Here is a 12,419-nt window from a genome sequence, read left to right as displayed (position 1 = left end):
GGTAGGCCGGGCATCCAAGCGAGCTCGAACCAGGGAGCGAGCCATGTCCATCCAGAACGTCCTCGTCGATTCGACCGTCGATCGCCCGAACCGGCCTGAGGATGCCCAGGCGCTGGAGGCTGATGCGCGGCTGCGCGACGATATCCGCCTGCTCGGACGCATCCTGGGCGACACGGTGCGCGACCAGGAGGGCGCAGACGTGTTCGATCTGGTCGAGCGCATCCGGCAAACCTCGATCCGGTTTCACCGCGACGAGGATCGGGTTGCCCGCCGCGAGCTCGAGCAGATCCTCGACAGCATGTCGACTTCGGAGACGGTGCGGATCGTCCGTGCCTTCAGCTACTTTTCCCACCTCGCCAACATCGCCGAGGACCAGAACAACATCCGCCAGATGCGCGCCGGCAAGGGCGGCGGCTCCGGCGTGCTGGCGGAGACACTGGCCAAGGCCAAGGGCGCAGGAATCGGCACCGACGTGCTGCGCAATTTCTTCAAGGGCGCGCTTGTCAGTCCGGTCCTGACCGCGCATCCCACCGAAGTCCGCCGCAAGAGCACCATGGACCGCGAGATGGAGGTCGCGGCGCTGCTCGACCGTCGCGAGCGTGTCTCGTTGACCGCAGACGAGGCGGCCGCAAGCGATGAACAGCTGCGCCGCGAGGTGCTGACGCTGTGGCAGACCAATCTGTTGCGCCGGACCAAGCTCACCGTGCTCGACGAGGTCGCCAACGGCCTGTCGTTTTACGATTACACCTTCCTTCGTGAAGTGCCGCGGCTGGTCAACACGCTGGAGGACCGGCTGGAGGAGGGCGGCGAGCAGGCCGCCGGCGAGCTCGCCTCATTCCTGCGGATGGGAAGCTGGATCGGCGGCGACCGCGATGGCAATCCGTTCGTCACCGCCGATGTGATGCGCGGCACGCTGCGGCTGCAGTCGAGCCGGGTGATGCAGTTCTACCTCGAAGAGCTGCACGTGCTCGGCTCGGAATTGTCGATCGCGGCGCATCTCGCTGACGTCTCTGAAGAGCTGCGCACGCTGGCGGAGCGCTCGCCTGACACCTCGCCGCATCGGAGCGGTGAGCCCTATCGCCTCGCGGTCTCCGGCATCTATGCGCGCCTGACGGCGACGGCCGAAAAGCTGGAGGTCGAGATCACGCGGCGGCCGGTCGGCAAGGGCGCGCCCTATGAGAGCGTCAGGGAGCTGCAGGCCGATCTCGACGTGCTGCACCGCTCGCTGATCTCCAACAATGCCCGCGTCATCGCTCGCGGCCGGCTACGGCTGCTGCGGCGTGCGGTGGATTGCTTCGGCTTCCATCTGGCCCGGCTCGACATCCGGCAGAATTCCGCCGTGCACGAACGCACCATCGCCGAGCTGATGGATGCCGCCAACCCCGGCATGTCCTATCTCGCGCTCGGCGAGGAGGCGCGCATCTCGCTGCTGACCAACGAATTGCGCTCAACGCGCGCTCTGGTGTCGCCGTTCGTCAAATACAGCGACGAGACCATGGGCGAGCTCAACGTCTTCCATGCCGCGGCGGAAGCGCATGCGAAGTTCGGATCGGACGCGATTCCCCAGTGCATCATCTCGATGTGCAAGGGCATGTCCGACATGCTCGAGGTCGCGGTGCTGCTGAAAGAGGTGGGCCTCGTCCATCCCTCCGGGCGCAGTGCCATCAACATCGTGCCGCTGTTCGAGACCATCGAGGATTTGCAGGCGTCATCAGGCATCATGGATCGCATGCTGTCGCTGCACGATTACCGCCGCCTGGTCGACAGCCGCGGCAGCGTCCAGGAGGTCATGCTCGGCTATTCCGACTCGAACAAGGATGGCGGCTTCGTCACCTCGGGCTGGGAGCTCTACAAGGCCGAGATCGGCCTCGTCGACGTGTTCGAGCGTCATCACGTGCGGCTGCGCCTGTTCCACGGCCGCGGCGGCTCGGTCGGCCGCGGCGGCGGACCGAGCTACGACGCCATCGTCGCCCAGCCGGGCGGCGCGGTGAACGGGCAGATCCGCATCACCGAGCAGGGCGAGATCATCTCGTCGAAATATTCCAACGCCGAGGTCGGCCGCAACAATCTGGAGATCCTTGCCGCAGCGACGCTCGATGCCAGCCTATTGCAGCCGAGCCAGAGCGCGCCGCGCCGCGAATACCTGAGTGCGATGGACGAGCTTTCGAACCTCGCCTTCAAGGCCTATCGCGGCCTCGTCTACGAGACCGACGGCTTCGTCGATTACTTCTGGGCTTCGACCGTCATCAACGAGATCGCGACGCTCAACATCGGCAGCCGCCCGGCCTCGCGCAAGAAGACTCGCGCGATCGAGGATTTGCGTGCCATCCCCTGGGTGTTCTCCTGGGCGCAGTGCCGGCTGATGCTGCCGGGCTGGTATGGCTTTGGCAGCGCGGTCGAGCAATGGATTGCGGAGCATCCCGACAAGGGCATGCCGTTCCTGAAAGAGCTCTACAAGGAATGGCCGTTCTTCCGCATGCTGCTGTCGAACATGGACATGGTGCTGGCGAAAAGCTCGATTGCGATCGCCTCGCGCTATGCCGAGCTGGTCCCCGACGAGGCCCTGCGCGAAAAGATTTTTGGCCGCATCCGCCGCGAATGGCACTCCTGCATCGAGACGTTGCTCGACATCATGGGGCAGGACCGCCTGCTGCAGGGCAACCCACTGCTGGAGCGCTCCGTCCGTCACCGCTTCCCCTATCTCGATCCGCTCAACCACGTGCAGGTCGAGCTCTTGAGAGAGCATCGCGCGCAGAACCCGGACGAGCAGGTGCTGCGCGGGATTCAGCTGACGATCAACGGCATCTCGGCGGGGCTGCGGAATACGGGTTGAGGGGGCGAGTAGCGAACAGAAGGGCGTGCTGCCAACTATTCGCTGCTCCCCACTCGCTCTTCGCTAGTGTTCACGGCTTCATCGCGCCTTGCACGCTCGTGTACACCGCATAGAGCGAGCTCGAGCCGCAGATGTAGAGCCGGTTGCGCTGCTGGCCGCCGAAGCATAAGTTGGCGACCGTCTCGGGAATGTGGATCTTGCCGAGCAGCTCACCTTGCGGCGTATAGCAGCGCACGCCGTCCTCGTTCGAATCGCCCCAGCCGACCGAGCACCAGACCCGCCCCTCGGTATCCGCGCGTAATCCATCCGTGATGCTGGGCTTGGGCATCTCGGCAAAGACCTTGCTGTTCGAAACCTTCCCGGCCGCCGCGTCGAGATCGAAGACGCGGATATGCGATGGGTTGTCAGGCCCGTCGGTGAAGCCGGTATCGATCACGTAAAGCTTCTTCTCGTCGGGCGAGAGCGCAATGCCGTTGGGTTCGACAAAATCATCGACGACCACCTTGACCTCTCCGGACTTGGGATCGACCCGGTAGACGTTGTGCTTTTCCTGTTCGGGTTCGGCCTTGACACCCTCATAATAACCGCCAATGCCGTAGACTGGATCGGTGAACCAGATCGCGCCATCGGTAGTGACGACCGCATCGTTCGGCGAGTTCAGTCGCTTGCCGTTGTACTTGTCGGCGATGATGGTGATCGAGCCGTCGAGTTCTGTCCGCGTCACGCGCCGGCCGCTATGCTCGCACGTGATCAGGCGTCCTTCGCGATCGATGGTGTTGCCGTTCGAGTTCATTGAGGGCTGACGGTAGACGCTGACGTGACCATCATCCTCCGAGAAGCGCATGATGCGGTTGTTGGGAATGTCGCTGAACAACACATATCGCCCGGCCGCGAAATACACCGGTCCCTCGGCCCAGCGGAAGCCGGTCGCGACGCGCTCAACGGCCATCGTGCCGGCGAAGGCCGGGAAACCTGGAGGCCCGAACGTGGGCGGCCCCTTCTTGGCGGATTCCAGATGGGAGTCCGGATAGCGGCTGCCGGGCAGTGGTCCCAAGGGCAATGGCGCGGTCGATCTCGTCGGAGCGCCCGTCTGGCCCAATGGCGCGACGGAGGCTGCCGGCGCTGCGTTCATGGTGACGCCCGTTGCGGCCACCGCGGCCGCGCCCTTCAACAGAGTGCGGCGTGCGAGGACGCTTGCAGGTGTGCCGATTGGATTAGTCAGCATTCTTGTCATGGTTTCCTCCCAAGGTTGTGTTGGGAGGACACCATTGGCTCGCAATCGGGCCTAAACCGGGCGATCTCCGGCGGAGACGGCCAGAGATCGCAGGGCAGGAATGCCGGAAATGCAGCTAGACCGGATCCCACGGGAAGATGTCGGCGGAGCGGTCGAGCTTGTAGAACGAACCCTTCAGCGCCGGCATGCCATGTTCCGCAATCGACTGCGGCGTCCAGCCTTCGCTGCGATGCACCGAGCGCAGCGGGCGGTTCTGGCTGAACAGGAACAGCTCGTTCATGCGCGCGCCAAAGATCTGGCCGGAGACATCCTTGGCGGCATCGGAGAGCAGATAAGCGCAGATCGGCGCGATCTTCTCCGGCCCCATCTGCTTGATCTTCTCGACGCGCGCCTTCTCGGCTTCGGTCTCGGTCGGAATGGTGCCGATCATGCGGGTCCAGGCGAACGGCGAGACGCAGTTCGAGCGGACGTTGAAGCGGCCCATGTCGAGCGCAATGGATTTGGAGAGACCGATAATGCCGAGCTTGGCGGCGGCGTAGTTGGCTTGGCCAAAGTTGCCGATCAGGCCCGAGGTCGAGGTGAAGTGCACGAAGGAGCCCGACTCCTGCTCGCGGAAGATGCGCGCCGCGGCGTGGCTGACGTAGAACGAGCCCATCAGATGAACCTTGATGACGGCCTCGAAGGCTTCCACGCTCATCTTGTGGAAGATCATGTCGCGCAAGATGCCGGCATTGTTGACGACGCCGTCGAGCTTGCCGAAATGATCGGTCGCGGTCTTCACGATCTTGCTCGCGGGAATCGCTTCCGCCACGCTTTCGAAATTGGCGACAGCGGTGCCGCCGCGCTTCTTGATCTCCTCGACCACTTCTTCAGCCGGGGAAGCGCTCGAGCCGGCGCCGTCCGCGGCGCCACCGGGATCGTTGACGACGACCTTGGCGCCTTCCGCCGCACAAAGCAGCGCGATCTCGCGCCCGATGCCACGGCCGGCGCCGGTGACGATGATGACCTTGTCCCGCAGTGATTTGCTCATGGGATGCCTCCTGTTGTGTCCGTCATTCCGGGATGGTGCGAAGCACCAGACCTCAGGTGCGCAATTGCGCAACATAGTTCGCGCTTTGCGCACTCCGGAACGACGGGTGCGCTACCTCTCGTTCGTAAACACGATTGTGCCACTTGCGGCGAACATGCTGCCGACACCGTGGCACACTGAAATCTTCGCGTTCGGCACCTGTGCCGGCGCGATGCCGCGCATCGGGCGCACGCTCTCCTGGAGCGCATACATGCCGTACATGCCGGAATGCATGTAGCTCAGTCCGCCGCCGTTGGTGTTGAGCGGCAGCTTGCCGCCGGGCCGCGTGTTGCCGTCCGCGATGAATTGGCCGGTCTCCTCGTGCGGCATGAAGCCGAGGTCGCCGAGGCCGAACAGCGGCAGATGCGCGAACGCGTCGTAGATCATGAGATGATCGACATCCCCGTGCGCGATGCCGGCTTCCCTAAAGGCGAGCGGTCCCGCCGTCTTGAACGCGCTCGAGGAATTGAACGTCTCCATCTGGCTGACCATCGGCGTCTCGACGCTCTCGCCGGTGCCCATGATGTAGACGGGCTTGCGCGGAAAATCCTTGGCGCGGTCGGCCGAAGTCAGAATCAACGCGCCGCCGCCATCGGTGACGAGGCAGCATTGCAAGAGGCGGAACGGATAGGCGATCATGCGCGAGTTGAGCACGTCCGCAACCGTGATCGGGTCCTTCATCATCGCCCGCGGATTCCTCGCCGCCCATTCGCGCTGTACCACCGCCACCGAGGCCAGCTCCTCATGCGTGATGCCGTAGGTCTTCATGAAGCGCAGTACGGGAATGGGAAACATGCTGGGCGGCCCGTAGACGCCATAGGGCGCCTCGAACTGGCCTTGCAGGCTGTCGGCGGGGATCGAGCGCGGCGCCTTGCCGATCATCGACTTGCCGCTCTCGGCGTGCGTGATCAGCACGGTTTTGCACAGGCCTGCCTCGATTGCAGCAGCCGCATGACGAACATGCAGCATGAACGAGCACCCGCCGACCGAAGTGCCGTCCACCCAGGTCGGTTTGATGCCGAGATAGTGACAGACCTGCTGCGGCGTCTCGACCGCGGTGGCAAAGCCGTCGATGTCGGACAGTTTCAGCCCGGCATCGGCAATGGCATTGAGCGCCGCATCCGCATGAAGCTGGAGCTGCGACACGTTAGGGATGATGCCGAGCTCGGTGGTTTCGGCCGCGCCGACGACGGCAACCTGGTTCTTGCGCATGCTTACCCTTTCGTCGGACGGAACACGGGAAGGGTGATCTTGTCGTCAAGTGCCTCGAACGCGACCTCGAGCTTCATGTCGAGCTCGAGCGCCTCCGGTGTCTGTGGGCAATCAATGATGTTGCTCATCATTCGCGGCCCCTCGGCGAGCTCGACCACCGCGATCGCGTAAGGTGGCGTGAAGCCTGGCGCGGCGGGGCGGTGGTTGATCACGTAGCTGTAGAGCAAACCCTTGCCGCTCGCCTTGAACACGGAGACCTTGCGCGAGGCGCAGGACGGGCAGAACGGGCGCGGCGGGAAATAGACATGCGCGCAGGCGTCGCAACGCTGCAGGCGCAATTCGCCCGCTTTGGTGCCGTCCCAGAAATGCTGGGTTTCCGGCGTCGGTTTCGGTCGCGCGCGCTGCGGTTCGGCCATGTCGGTGGCTCCTCCCAAGGGACAGGCTTCGCGCCCGCCTGTTTCGATCTTGATGCGACAATTGACTATGGGGCGTCAACGGTCCAGCAGACAGCATGCATGCCATCATGCGCACAATGCTTGTGTCGAACTGAGCTGGCGCTATAGATTGCGCGCGCAATATTCCGTGAGACAGACATGCCCGATTTTCCGACACTGGCGAAGCTCGCCGACGACCTCGAAAGCGGCCGCACCACCTCCCGCAAGCTGGTCGAGGCGTGCATCGCCAGGATCGCCGATCCCGCCGGCGAGGGCCAGCGCACCTTCATCCATGTCGACAAGGACGCCGCGCTCGTAGCCGCGGACGCGATGGATGCCCTGCGCAAGGTGAAGGCCGCGCCGTCGCGCTATGCCGGTATTCCGGTCTCGATCAAGGATCTCTTCGATATCAGGGGACAGACAACGCGCGCCGGCTCTCGTGCGCTCGACGATTCCGATCCAGCGGAGCACGATGCAGCGGCGGTTGCGCGGCTGCGCCACGCCGGCTTCGTCGTGATCGGGCGGACCAACATGACCGAATTCGCCTATTCCGGCATCGGCATCAATCCGCATTACGGCACGCCAAAGGGGGCCTGGAACCGGTCCGTGGGCCACGTGCCCGGCGGCTCGTCCTCAGGCGCGGCGGTGTCCGTGCTCGACGGCATGGCGCATGGCGCGCTCGGCACCGACACCGGCGGCTCCTGTCGCATTCCGGCGGCCTATAACGGCATCGTCGGCTACAAGCCGACGCAGCATCGCGTGCCGCTCGACGGTTCGGTGCCGCTGTCGTTCTCGCTCGACAGCATCGGGCCGCTGGCGCGATCGGTCAGCTGCTGTGCCATTCTCGACGCCGTGCTCGCCAACGAGCCGATCGTCGCGCTGAAGCCGCGCCCCGTGAAAGGCATGCGACTAGCGGTGCCGACCACGATCGCGCTCGACGATCTCGATGCGGCCGTAGCCGAGACCTTCGAGCGCGCGCTGAAGATACTTTCTGATCACGGCGCCATCATCGAGCGCATCGAGATGGCGGAGTTCCACGACATCGGCCCAATGAATGCCAAGGGCGGCTTTGCGGCCTCCGAAAGTTACGCCTGGCACCGCTATCTCATCACGGCCAAGGGCGACGTTTACGACCCCCGCGTCTCCGTCCGCATCATGCGCGGCGAGGCGCAAAGCGCGGCCGACTACATCGATCTGCTCAACGAGCGCCGCTCGCTGATCGCCCGCGTCAATGCGCGCATCGCGCCCTATGACGCGCTGGTGCTGCCGACCACCGCCAACACGCCGCCGAAGATTTCAGATCTCACTGATGACAAGGCGTTCACCACCCAGAACCTGCGCGCGCTCCGCAATTGCACCCTGATCAATATGATCGACGGCTGCGCCATCTCGCTGCCGGCACATCGCGAGGGCGACGTCCCCGTCGGCCTGATGCTTGCAGGCGCGGGTGGGTCCGATCGTCGTATCTTTGAACTCGCTGCCGGAATGGAGGCCGTAATTCGTGTTTGACCTGACTTTCACCGTCGACGCCCAGGACGCCACAACGCCGCTGACGCTGGCGATCGACCAGATGGTCATCGCCGGCTGGACCGGCCGCGACGCGATCGCGCGCGACAAGCATATCGCCGAGCTCGAAGCCGTCGGCATCGCGCGTCCGGCCTCGACGCCAATCTACTACCGCGCCTCGGCGCGGCGGCTGACCCAGGGAGACGGCATCGAATGCTGCGGCGGCGATTCCTCCGGCGAGGTCGAGTTCGTGCTGATCGGCTGGCAGGGCCGCATCTTCGTAGGCTGCGGCTCCGACCACACCGACCGCAAGGTCGAAGCCTATAACGTCACCGTGTCCAAGCAGATGTGCGACAAGCCGGTTGCCTCGACGCTGTGGGAGCTCGAGGACGTCATCGGCCATTGGGACAAGATGATTTTGCGCTCCTACGCCACGATCAAGGGCGAGCGCGTGCTCTATCAGGAAGGCACACTGGACGCGATGCTGCCGGTCAACGACCTCATCGCGCGCGGTTTCGAGGGCGGGAAATTCCCCGACGGCTGCGCCATGTTCGGCGGCACCTTTGCCGCCAAGGGCGGCATCCGCCCGGCGGATCGCTTCGACTTCGAGCTGGAGGATCCCGTGCTGAAACGGACGATCAAGCACGGTTATGACGTGGTGACGTTGCCGGTAAGGGGCTGATCTCCCTCCGCCGTCATTGCGAGCGAAGCTCTCTCGGCCGTTATTGCGAGGAGCGAAGCGACGAAGCAATCCAGATTGGTTCCCCGGCGGGATTCTGGATTGCTTCGTCGCATCAGCGCAAAATTGCTACGCAATTTTGTCGCGAGCTCCTCGCAATGACGAGGAAATAGCCGGAAATCGGGTGGCGCCGGACGGACCAGTTTTGCGAAAGTGCTAGCTATGACAGCAACAGCACGCAAATCGCCCCATCAGCTATCCGCCGACCTCGGCGCCCAGGTTGACGCCCTTGACTGGCCCCAAATCACCGCCGAACTCGACTCCCAGGGCTGCGCCGTCCTGAAGGGCCTGCTCACGCCCGACCAATGCCGCGCCGTTGCCGCGCTCTATCCCGACGACACGCACTTCCGTAGCCGCATCGTCATGGGCCGCCACGGCTTTGGCCGCGGCGAGTACAAATACTTCTCCTATCCGCTGCCCGATCTGATCGCGGAGCTCCGCCCGGCGCTCTATGCGCATCTGCAAGGCGTCGCCAATCGCTGGAACGAGGCGATGGGGATCGACATCCGCTATCCCACAGCGCATGCGGCGTTCCTCAAGCGCTGCCACGAGGCGGGACAGGCGCGGCCGACGCCACTGCTGCTGCAATATGAGGCCGGCGACTACAACTGCCTGCATCAGGACCTCTATGGCGAGCACGTGTTCCCGCTTCAGGTGGCGATCCTCCTGTCGAAGCCGGGCCGCGACTTCAGCGGCGGTGAGTTCGTGCTGACCGAGCAGCGCCCGCGCATGCAGTCCCGCGCCGAGGTGGTGCCGTTGGCGCAGGGCGATGCGGTCGCCTTTGCCGTGCACCATCGCCCGGTGCAGGGGACACGCGGCACCTATCGCGTTAACCTGCGTCATGGCGTCAGCCGGATTCGCTCCGGCCAGCGCCACACGCTGGGTGTGATTTTTCATGATTCCAAGTGAACATGCGAAGTGAACATGCGAAGTGAGCGGAGCCGTTGACGGCTGATTTGTTCGACAGCGTTGCCGAGGCGCAGCCGTCGCGCGAGGAGATCGCCGACGGCGCCGTGCTGCTGCGCGGCTTCGTCAAGCCGATCGAAAGCGAGCTGATCGAAGCCGTGCACGCGATCGTGGCGCAGTCGCCGTTTCGCCGCATGACCACGCCCGGCGGTCATCTGATGTCGGTGGCGATGACCAATTGCGGTGAGCGCGGCTGGATCACCGATCACACCGGCTATCGCTACGACCCGATCGACCCACGAACCGAAGCGCCATGGCCGGCGATGGCGCCGGTGTTGCGCGATCTGGCCCGCGGCGCGGCGGAGCAGGGTGGCTTCCAAAACTTCGCGCCCGATGCGTGCCTCGTCAACCGCTACGGGCCCGGCACGCGCCTGTCGCTGCATCAGGACAAGGACGAACTGGATTTCTCGGCGCCAATCGTCTCGGTCTCGCTCGGCCTGCCTGCGACTTTCCTGTTCGGCGGCATGGCGCGCAGCGACAAGCCGCGGCGCTTCCGCCTCGTGCACGGCGACGTCGTGGTCTGGGGCGGGGCCAGCAGGCTCGCCTATCACGGCGTCGCGCCGCTCGCCGACGGCGAGCACGCGCTGCTCGGGCGCAAGCGGATTAACTTGACCTTCCGCCGGACGCGCTGATCTTCCTCTCCCCTTGTGGGAGAAGGTGGATCGCTGACGCGAAGGGGCAGCGAGACGGATGAGGGGTTTGTCTCCGCGGATAGAGACACCTCATCCGCCTTCCCTTCGGGAAGGCACCTTCTCCCACAAGGGGACAAGGGAAGAGTCCCCAAGCGACGATGTTTCGTTTACGGCTTCGGCGGGTGGATGAACGCCCACGGGCTGACCTCCGAATCCCGCGTCACCTCGACCGAGATCAGATACGGGCCGCTGTGGCTAAGCGCCTTCTCCATCGCGGCCCTGAACTGATCCGGCGCGGCGACGCGCGCGGACGCGACGCCGAAGGACTCCGCGAGCTTGATGAAATCCGGATTGACCAGATCGGAGGCCACCACGCGGCCGTCAAAACGCTCGCGCTGGTCGCGACGCACATTGCCATAGGCGTTGTTGTTGAACACCAGCGTCACCACACCGATGTTGAACTGCACGGCAGTGGCAAGCTCCTGCACGCCGAACATGAATCCGCCATCGCCGGTGATCGCCACCACGGGCTTGTCGGGGTTTGCGACCTTGGCGCCAAGCGCGGTCGGAAAACCCGAGCCGAGTGTGCCCTGATAGCCCGAGGTGATGAAGGTGCGCGGCTCGTAGATCGGAAAGCCGTACCAGGAGGCGAAGCCGAACTGCGACAACTCATCGGTGACGATCGCATTCGCCGGGAGCACTTCGCGCAGGATGTTCAGATATGCCATCTGCGGCTGGATGCGCTGGATCTCGTGTTGCGCCATTGCGGTGGCCTCGCGGATCGCGGCGCGGCGGCCAGCGGTCTTGCTGTAGCCGGCCTTGCTGACGGCAGCAGTGAGATCGGCCGTCGCGGCCTTCGCATCGGCGACGATGGCGGTGTCGGAGATGAATCGCCGCATCTCGACGGGATCGATGTCGATGCGGATGCTCTTCAACCCATCCGGCCGATACGGCCAGCGTGACATGGTCGGCAGCTCCAGCCGCGAACCGATGCCGATCATCAGGTCGGTCTTCGGCCACAGCTTGTAGGCGGCGGCCATGGTGAGGCCGAGCTCATGCGCATTGGAGACGATGCCGCGGCCGCTGCGGAAGGCGACGACGGGGGCGTCGATCATCTCGGCGAGCTCGAGGATTTCCGCGCGCGCCTCGATCGCGCCGCTGCCGACGAAGATCATCGGCGCCTTGCTGCTTTTGATCAGCGCGGCTGCGTGCCTGATCATGTCAGGATCAGGTTGCGGGGCGGGCAACGGCTCCAGCACCTGCGCAGTGGCAGTGTCCGCGCGCTGCGTAAAGATATCCCAGGGCATCTCGATCGAGGCGGGACCGCGACGGCCCGAGGTCATCTCCTGGAACGCGCGCGCCACGGTCGTCGGCGCATTGCCGGGATGTTCAATGCGGTCGGCCCATTTCACATAGGTGCGCAGGGTTGCGAGCTGGTCCGGCATCTCGTGCAGATGGCCGCGGCCCTTGCCGAGAAACTGCGTCGGCACCTGGCCGGTGACGCACAGCACCGGCTCGTTGCAGCCATAGGCGGTGAGCAGCGCCGCGCTGGCATTGAGCACGCCGGGGCCGGGCACCACGCTGAACACGCCCGGCTTGCCGCTGGAGCGCGCGTAGCCGAACGCCATGTAGCCGCAGGCCTGCTCATGCCGCGCGCCGATCACCTTGAGCTGGGCCTGATGGAAGGCGTCGAACAAGCCGTAGACCTGCGCGCCGGGCAGGCCGAACACGGTGTCGACGCCATGGGCGACGAGCCCGCTTACGATCGCTTCGCCGCCGGTGAGCGTGGTCATT

General features: G+C 64.7%; 10 protein-coding genes. 5 read left to right on the top strand and 5 right to left on the bottom strand.

Annotated elements, in window-relative coordinates; all coding sequences use genetic code 11:
• The first annotated feature begins 43 nt into the window (after positions 1-43).
• Positions 44-2,833, top strand: a complete 2,790-nt coding sequence (ppc, locus tag JJC00_RS27640; RefSeq protein WP_200469009.1) for a phosphoenolpyruvate carboxylase — start codon at positions 44-46, stop codon at positions 2,831-2,833.
• 70 nt (positions 2,834-2,903) lie between these two features.
• Here the strand turns inward: ppc and JJC00_RS27635 are convergent, their stop codons facing one another.
• The 4 genes from JJC00_RS27635 to JJC00_RS27620 all read right to left on the bottom strand — a co-directional run bounded on the left by JJC00_RS27635 (position 2,904) and on the right by JJC00_RS27620 (position 6,764).
• Positions 2,904-4,067 (bottom strand): SMP-30/gluconolactonase/LRE family protein, encoded by a 1,164-nt coding sequence (locus JJC00_RS27635; RefSeq protein ID WP_200469008.1) that lies wholly within the window; start codon positions 4,065-4,067, stop codon positions 2,904-2,906.
• Positions 4,068-4,182: 115 nt separating this feature from the next.
• Positions 4,183-5,097, bottom strand: a complete 915-nt coding sequence (locus JJC00_RS27630) for an SDR family oxidoreductase (RefSeq protein ID WP_200469007.1) — start codon at positions 5,095-5,097, stop codon at positions 4,183-4,185.
• 111 nt (positions 5,098-5,208) lie between these two features.
• Positions 5,209-6,348: a thiolase C-terminal domain-containing protein gene (locus JJC00_RS27625; protein ID WP_200469006.1), complete on the bottom strand. Its 1,140-nt coding sequence runs from the start codon at positions 6,346-6,348 to the stop codon at positions 5,209-5,211.
• A 2-nt stretch (positions 6,349-6,350) separates the two neighbouring features.
• Entirely contained in the window at positions 6,351-6,764 is a 414-nt protein-coding gene (locus JJC00_RS27620; RefSeq protein ID WP_200469005.1) for a Zn-ribbon domain-containing OB-fold protein, read from the bottom strand.
• A gap of 177 nt (positions 6,765-6,941) precedes the next feature.
• On the opposite strand from JJC00_RS27620, the gene JJC00_RS27615 reads away from it, so the two are divergent.
• From JJC00_RS27615 to alkB, 4 genes are all read left to right on the top strand, one after another.
• The gene (locus JJC00_RS27615) at positions 6,942-8,291 is read left to right on the top strand and encodes an amidase (RefSeq protein ID WP_200469004.1); all 1,350 of its coding nucleotides are present in this window, start codon (positions 6,942-6,944) and stop codon (positions 8,289-8,291) included.
• Complete coding sequence (locus tag JJC00_RS27610) at positions 8,284-8,970, top strand: DUF2848 domain-containing protein (protein ID WP_200469003.1); 687 nt, start codon at positions 8,284-8,286, stop codon at positions 8,968-8,970. The genes JJC00_RS27615 and JJC00_RS27610 overlap by 8 nt, the downstream gene beginning before the upstream one ends.
• A 219-nt stretch (positions 8,971-9,189) precedes the next feature.
• Complete coding sequence (locus JJC00_RS27605; RefSeq protein WP_200469002.1) at positions 9,190-9,936, top strand: 2OG-Fe(II) oxygenase; 747 nt, start codon at positions 9,190-9,192, stop codon at positions 9,934-9,936.
• Between the two features lie 35 nt (positions 9,937-9,971).
• Positions 9,972-10,625: a DNA oxidative demethylase AlkB gene (gene alkB / locus JJC00_RS27600; RefSeq protein WP_200469001.1), complete on the top strand. Its 654-nt coding sequence runs from the start codon at positions 9,972-9,974 to the stop codon at positions 10,623-10,625.
• Positions 10,626-10,792: 167 nt separating this feature from the next.
• Here the strand turns inward: alkB and JJC00_RS27595 are convergent, their stop codons facing one another.
• Positions 10,793-12,418: a thiamine pyrophosphate-dependent enzyme gene (locus JJC00_RS27595; protein ID WP_200469000.1), complete on the bottom strand. Its 1,626-nt coding sequence runs from the start codon at positions 12,416-12,418 to the stop codon at positions 10,793-10,795.
• Between the last annotated feature and the right edge of the window lies 1 nt (position 12,419).

The sequence above is a fragment of the Bradyrhizobium diazoefficiens genome, from assembly GCF_016616885.1.
Lineage (GTDB): Bacteria > Pseudomonadota > Alphaproteobacteria > Rhizobiales > Xanthobacteraceae > Bradyrhizobium > Bradyrhizobium diazoefficiens_F.
Note: the sequence above shows the minus strand (reverse complement) of the source record. Positions and strands in the feature narration are given on the sequence as shown.

Excerpts from the sequence above, each read along its gene's own strand:
- ppc (WP_200469009.1), top strand. The coding sequence starts at position 44 with ATGTCCATCCAGAACGTCCTCGTCGATTCGACCGTCGATCGCCCGAAC.
- JJC00_RS27635 (WP_200469008.1), bottom strand. The coding sequence starts at position 4,067 with ATGACAAGAATGCTGACTAATCCAATCGGCACACCTGCAAGCGTCCTC.
- JJC00_RS27630 (WP_200469007.1), bottom strand. The coding sequence starts at position 5,097 with ATGAGCAAATCACTGCGGGACAAGGTCATCATCGTCACCGGCGCCGGC.
- JJC00_RS27625 (WP_200469006.1), bottom strand. The coding sequence starts at position 6,348 with ATGCGCAAGAACCAGGTTGCCGTCGTCGGCGCGGCCGAAACCACCGAG.
- JJC00_RS27620 (WP_200469005.1), bottom strand. The coding sequence starts at position 6,764 with ATGGCCGAACCGCAGCGCGCGCGACCGAAACCGACGCCGGAAACCCAG.
- JJC00_RS27615 (WP_200469004.1), top strand. The coding sequence starts at position 6,942 with ATGCCCGATTTTCCGACACTGGCGAAGCTCGCCGACGACCTCGAAAGC.
- JJC00_RS27605 (WP_200469002.1), top strand. The coding sequence starts at position 9,190 with ATGACAGCAACAGCACGCAAATCGCCCCATCAGCTATCCGCCGACCTC.
- JJC00_RS27595 (WP_200469000.1), bottom strand. The coding sequence starts at position 12,418 with ATGACCACGCTCACCGGCGGCGAAGCGATCGTAAGCGGGCTCGTCGCC.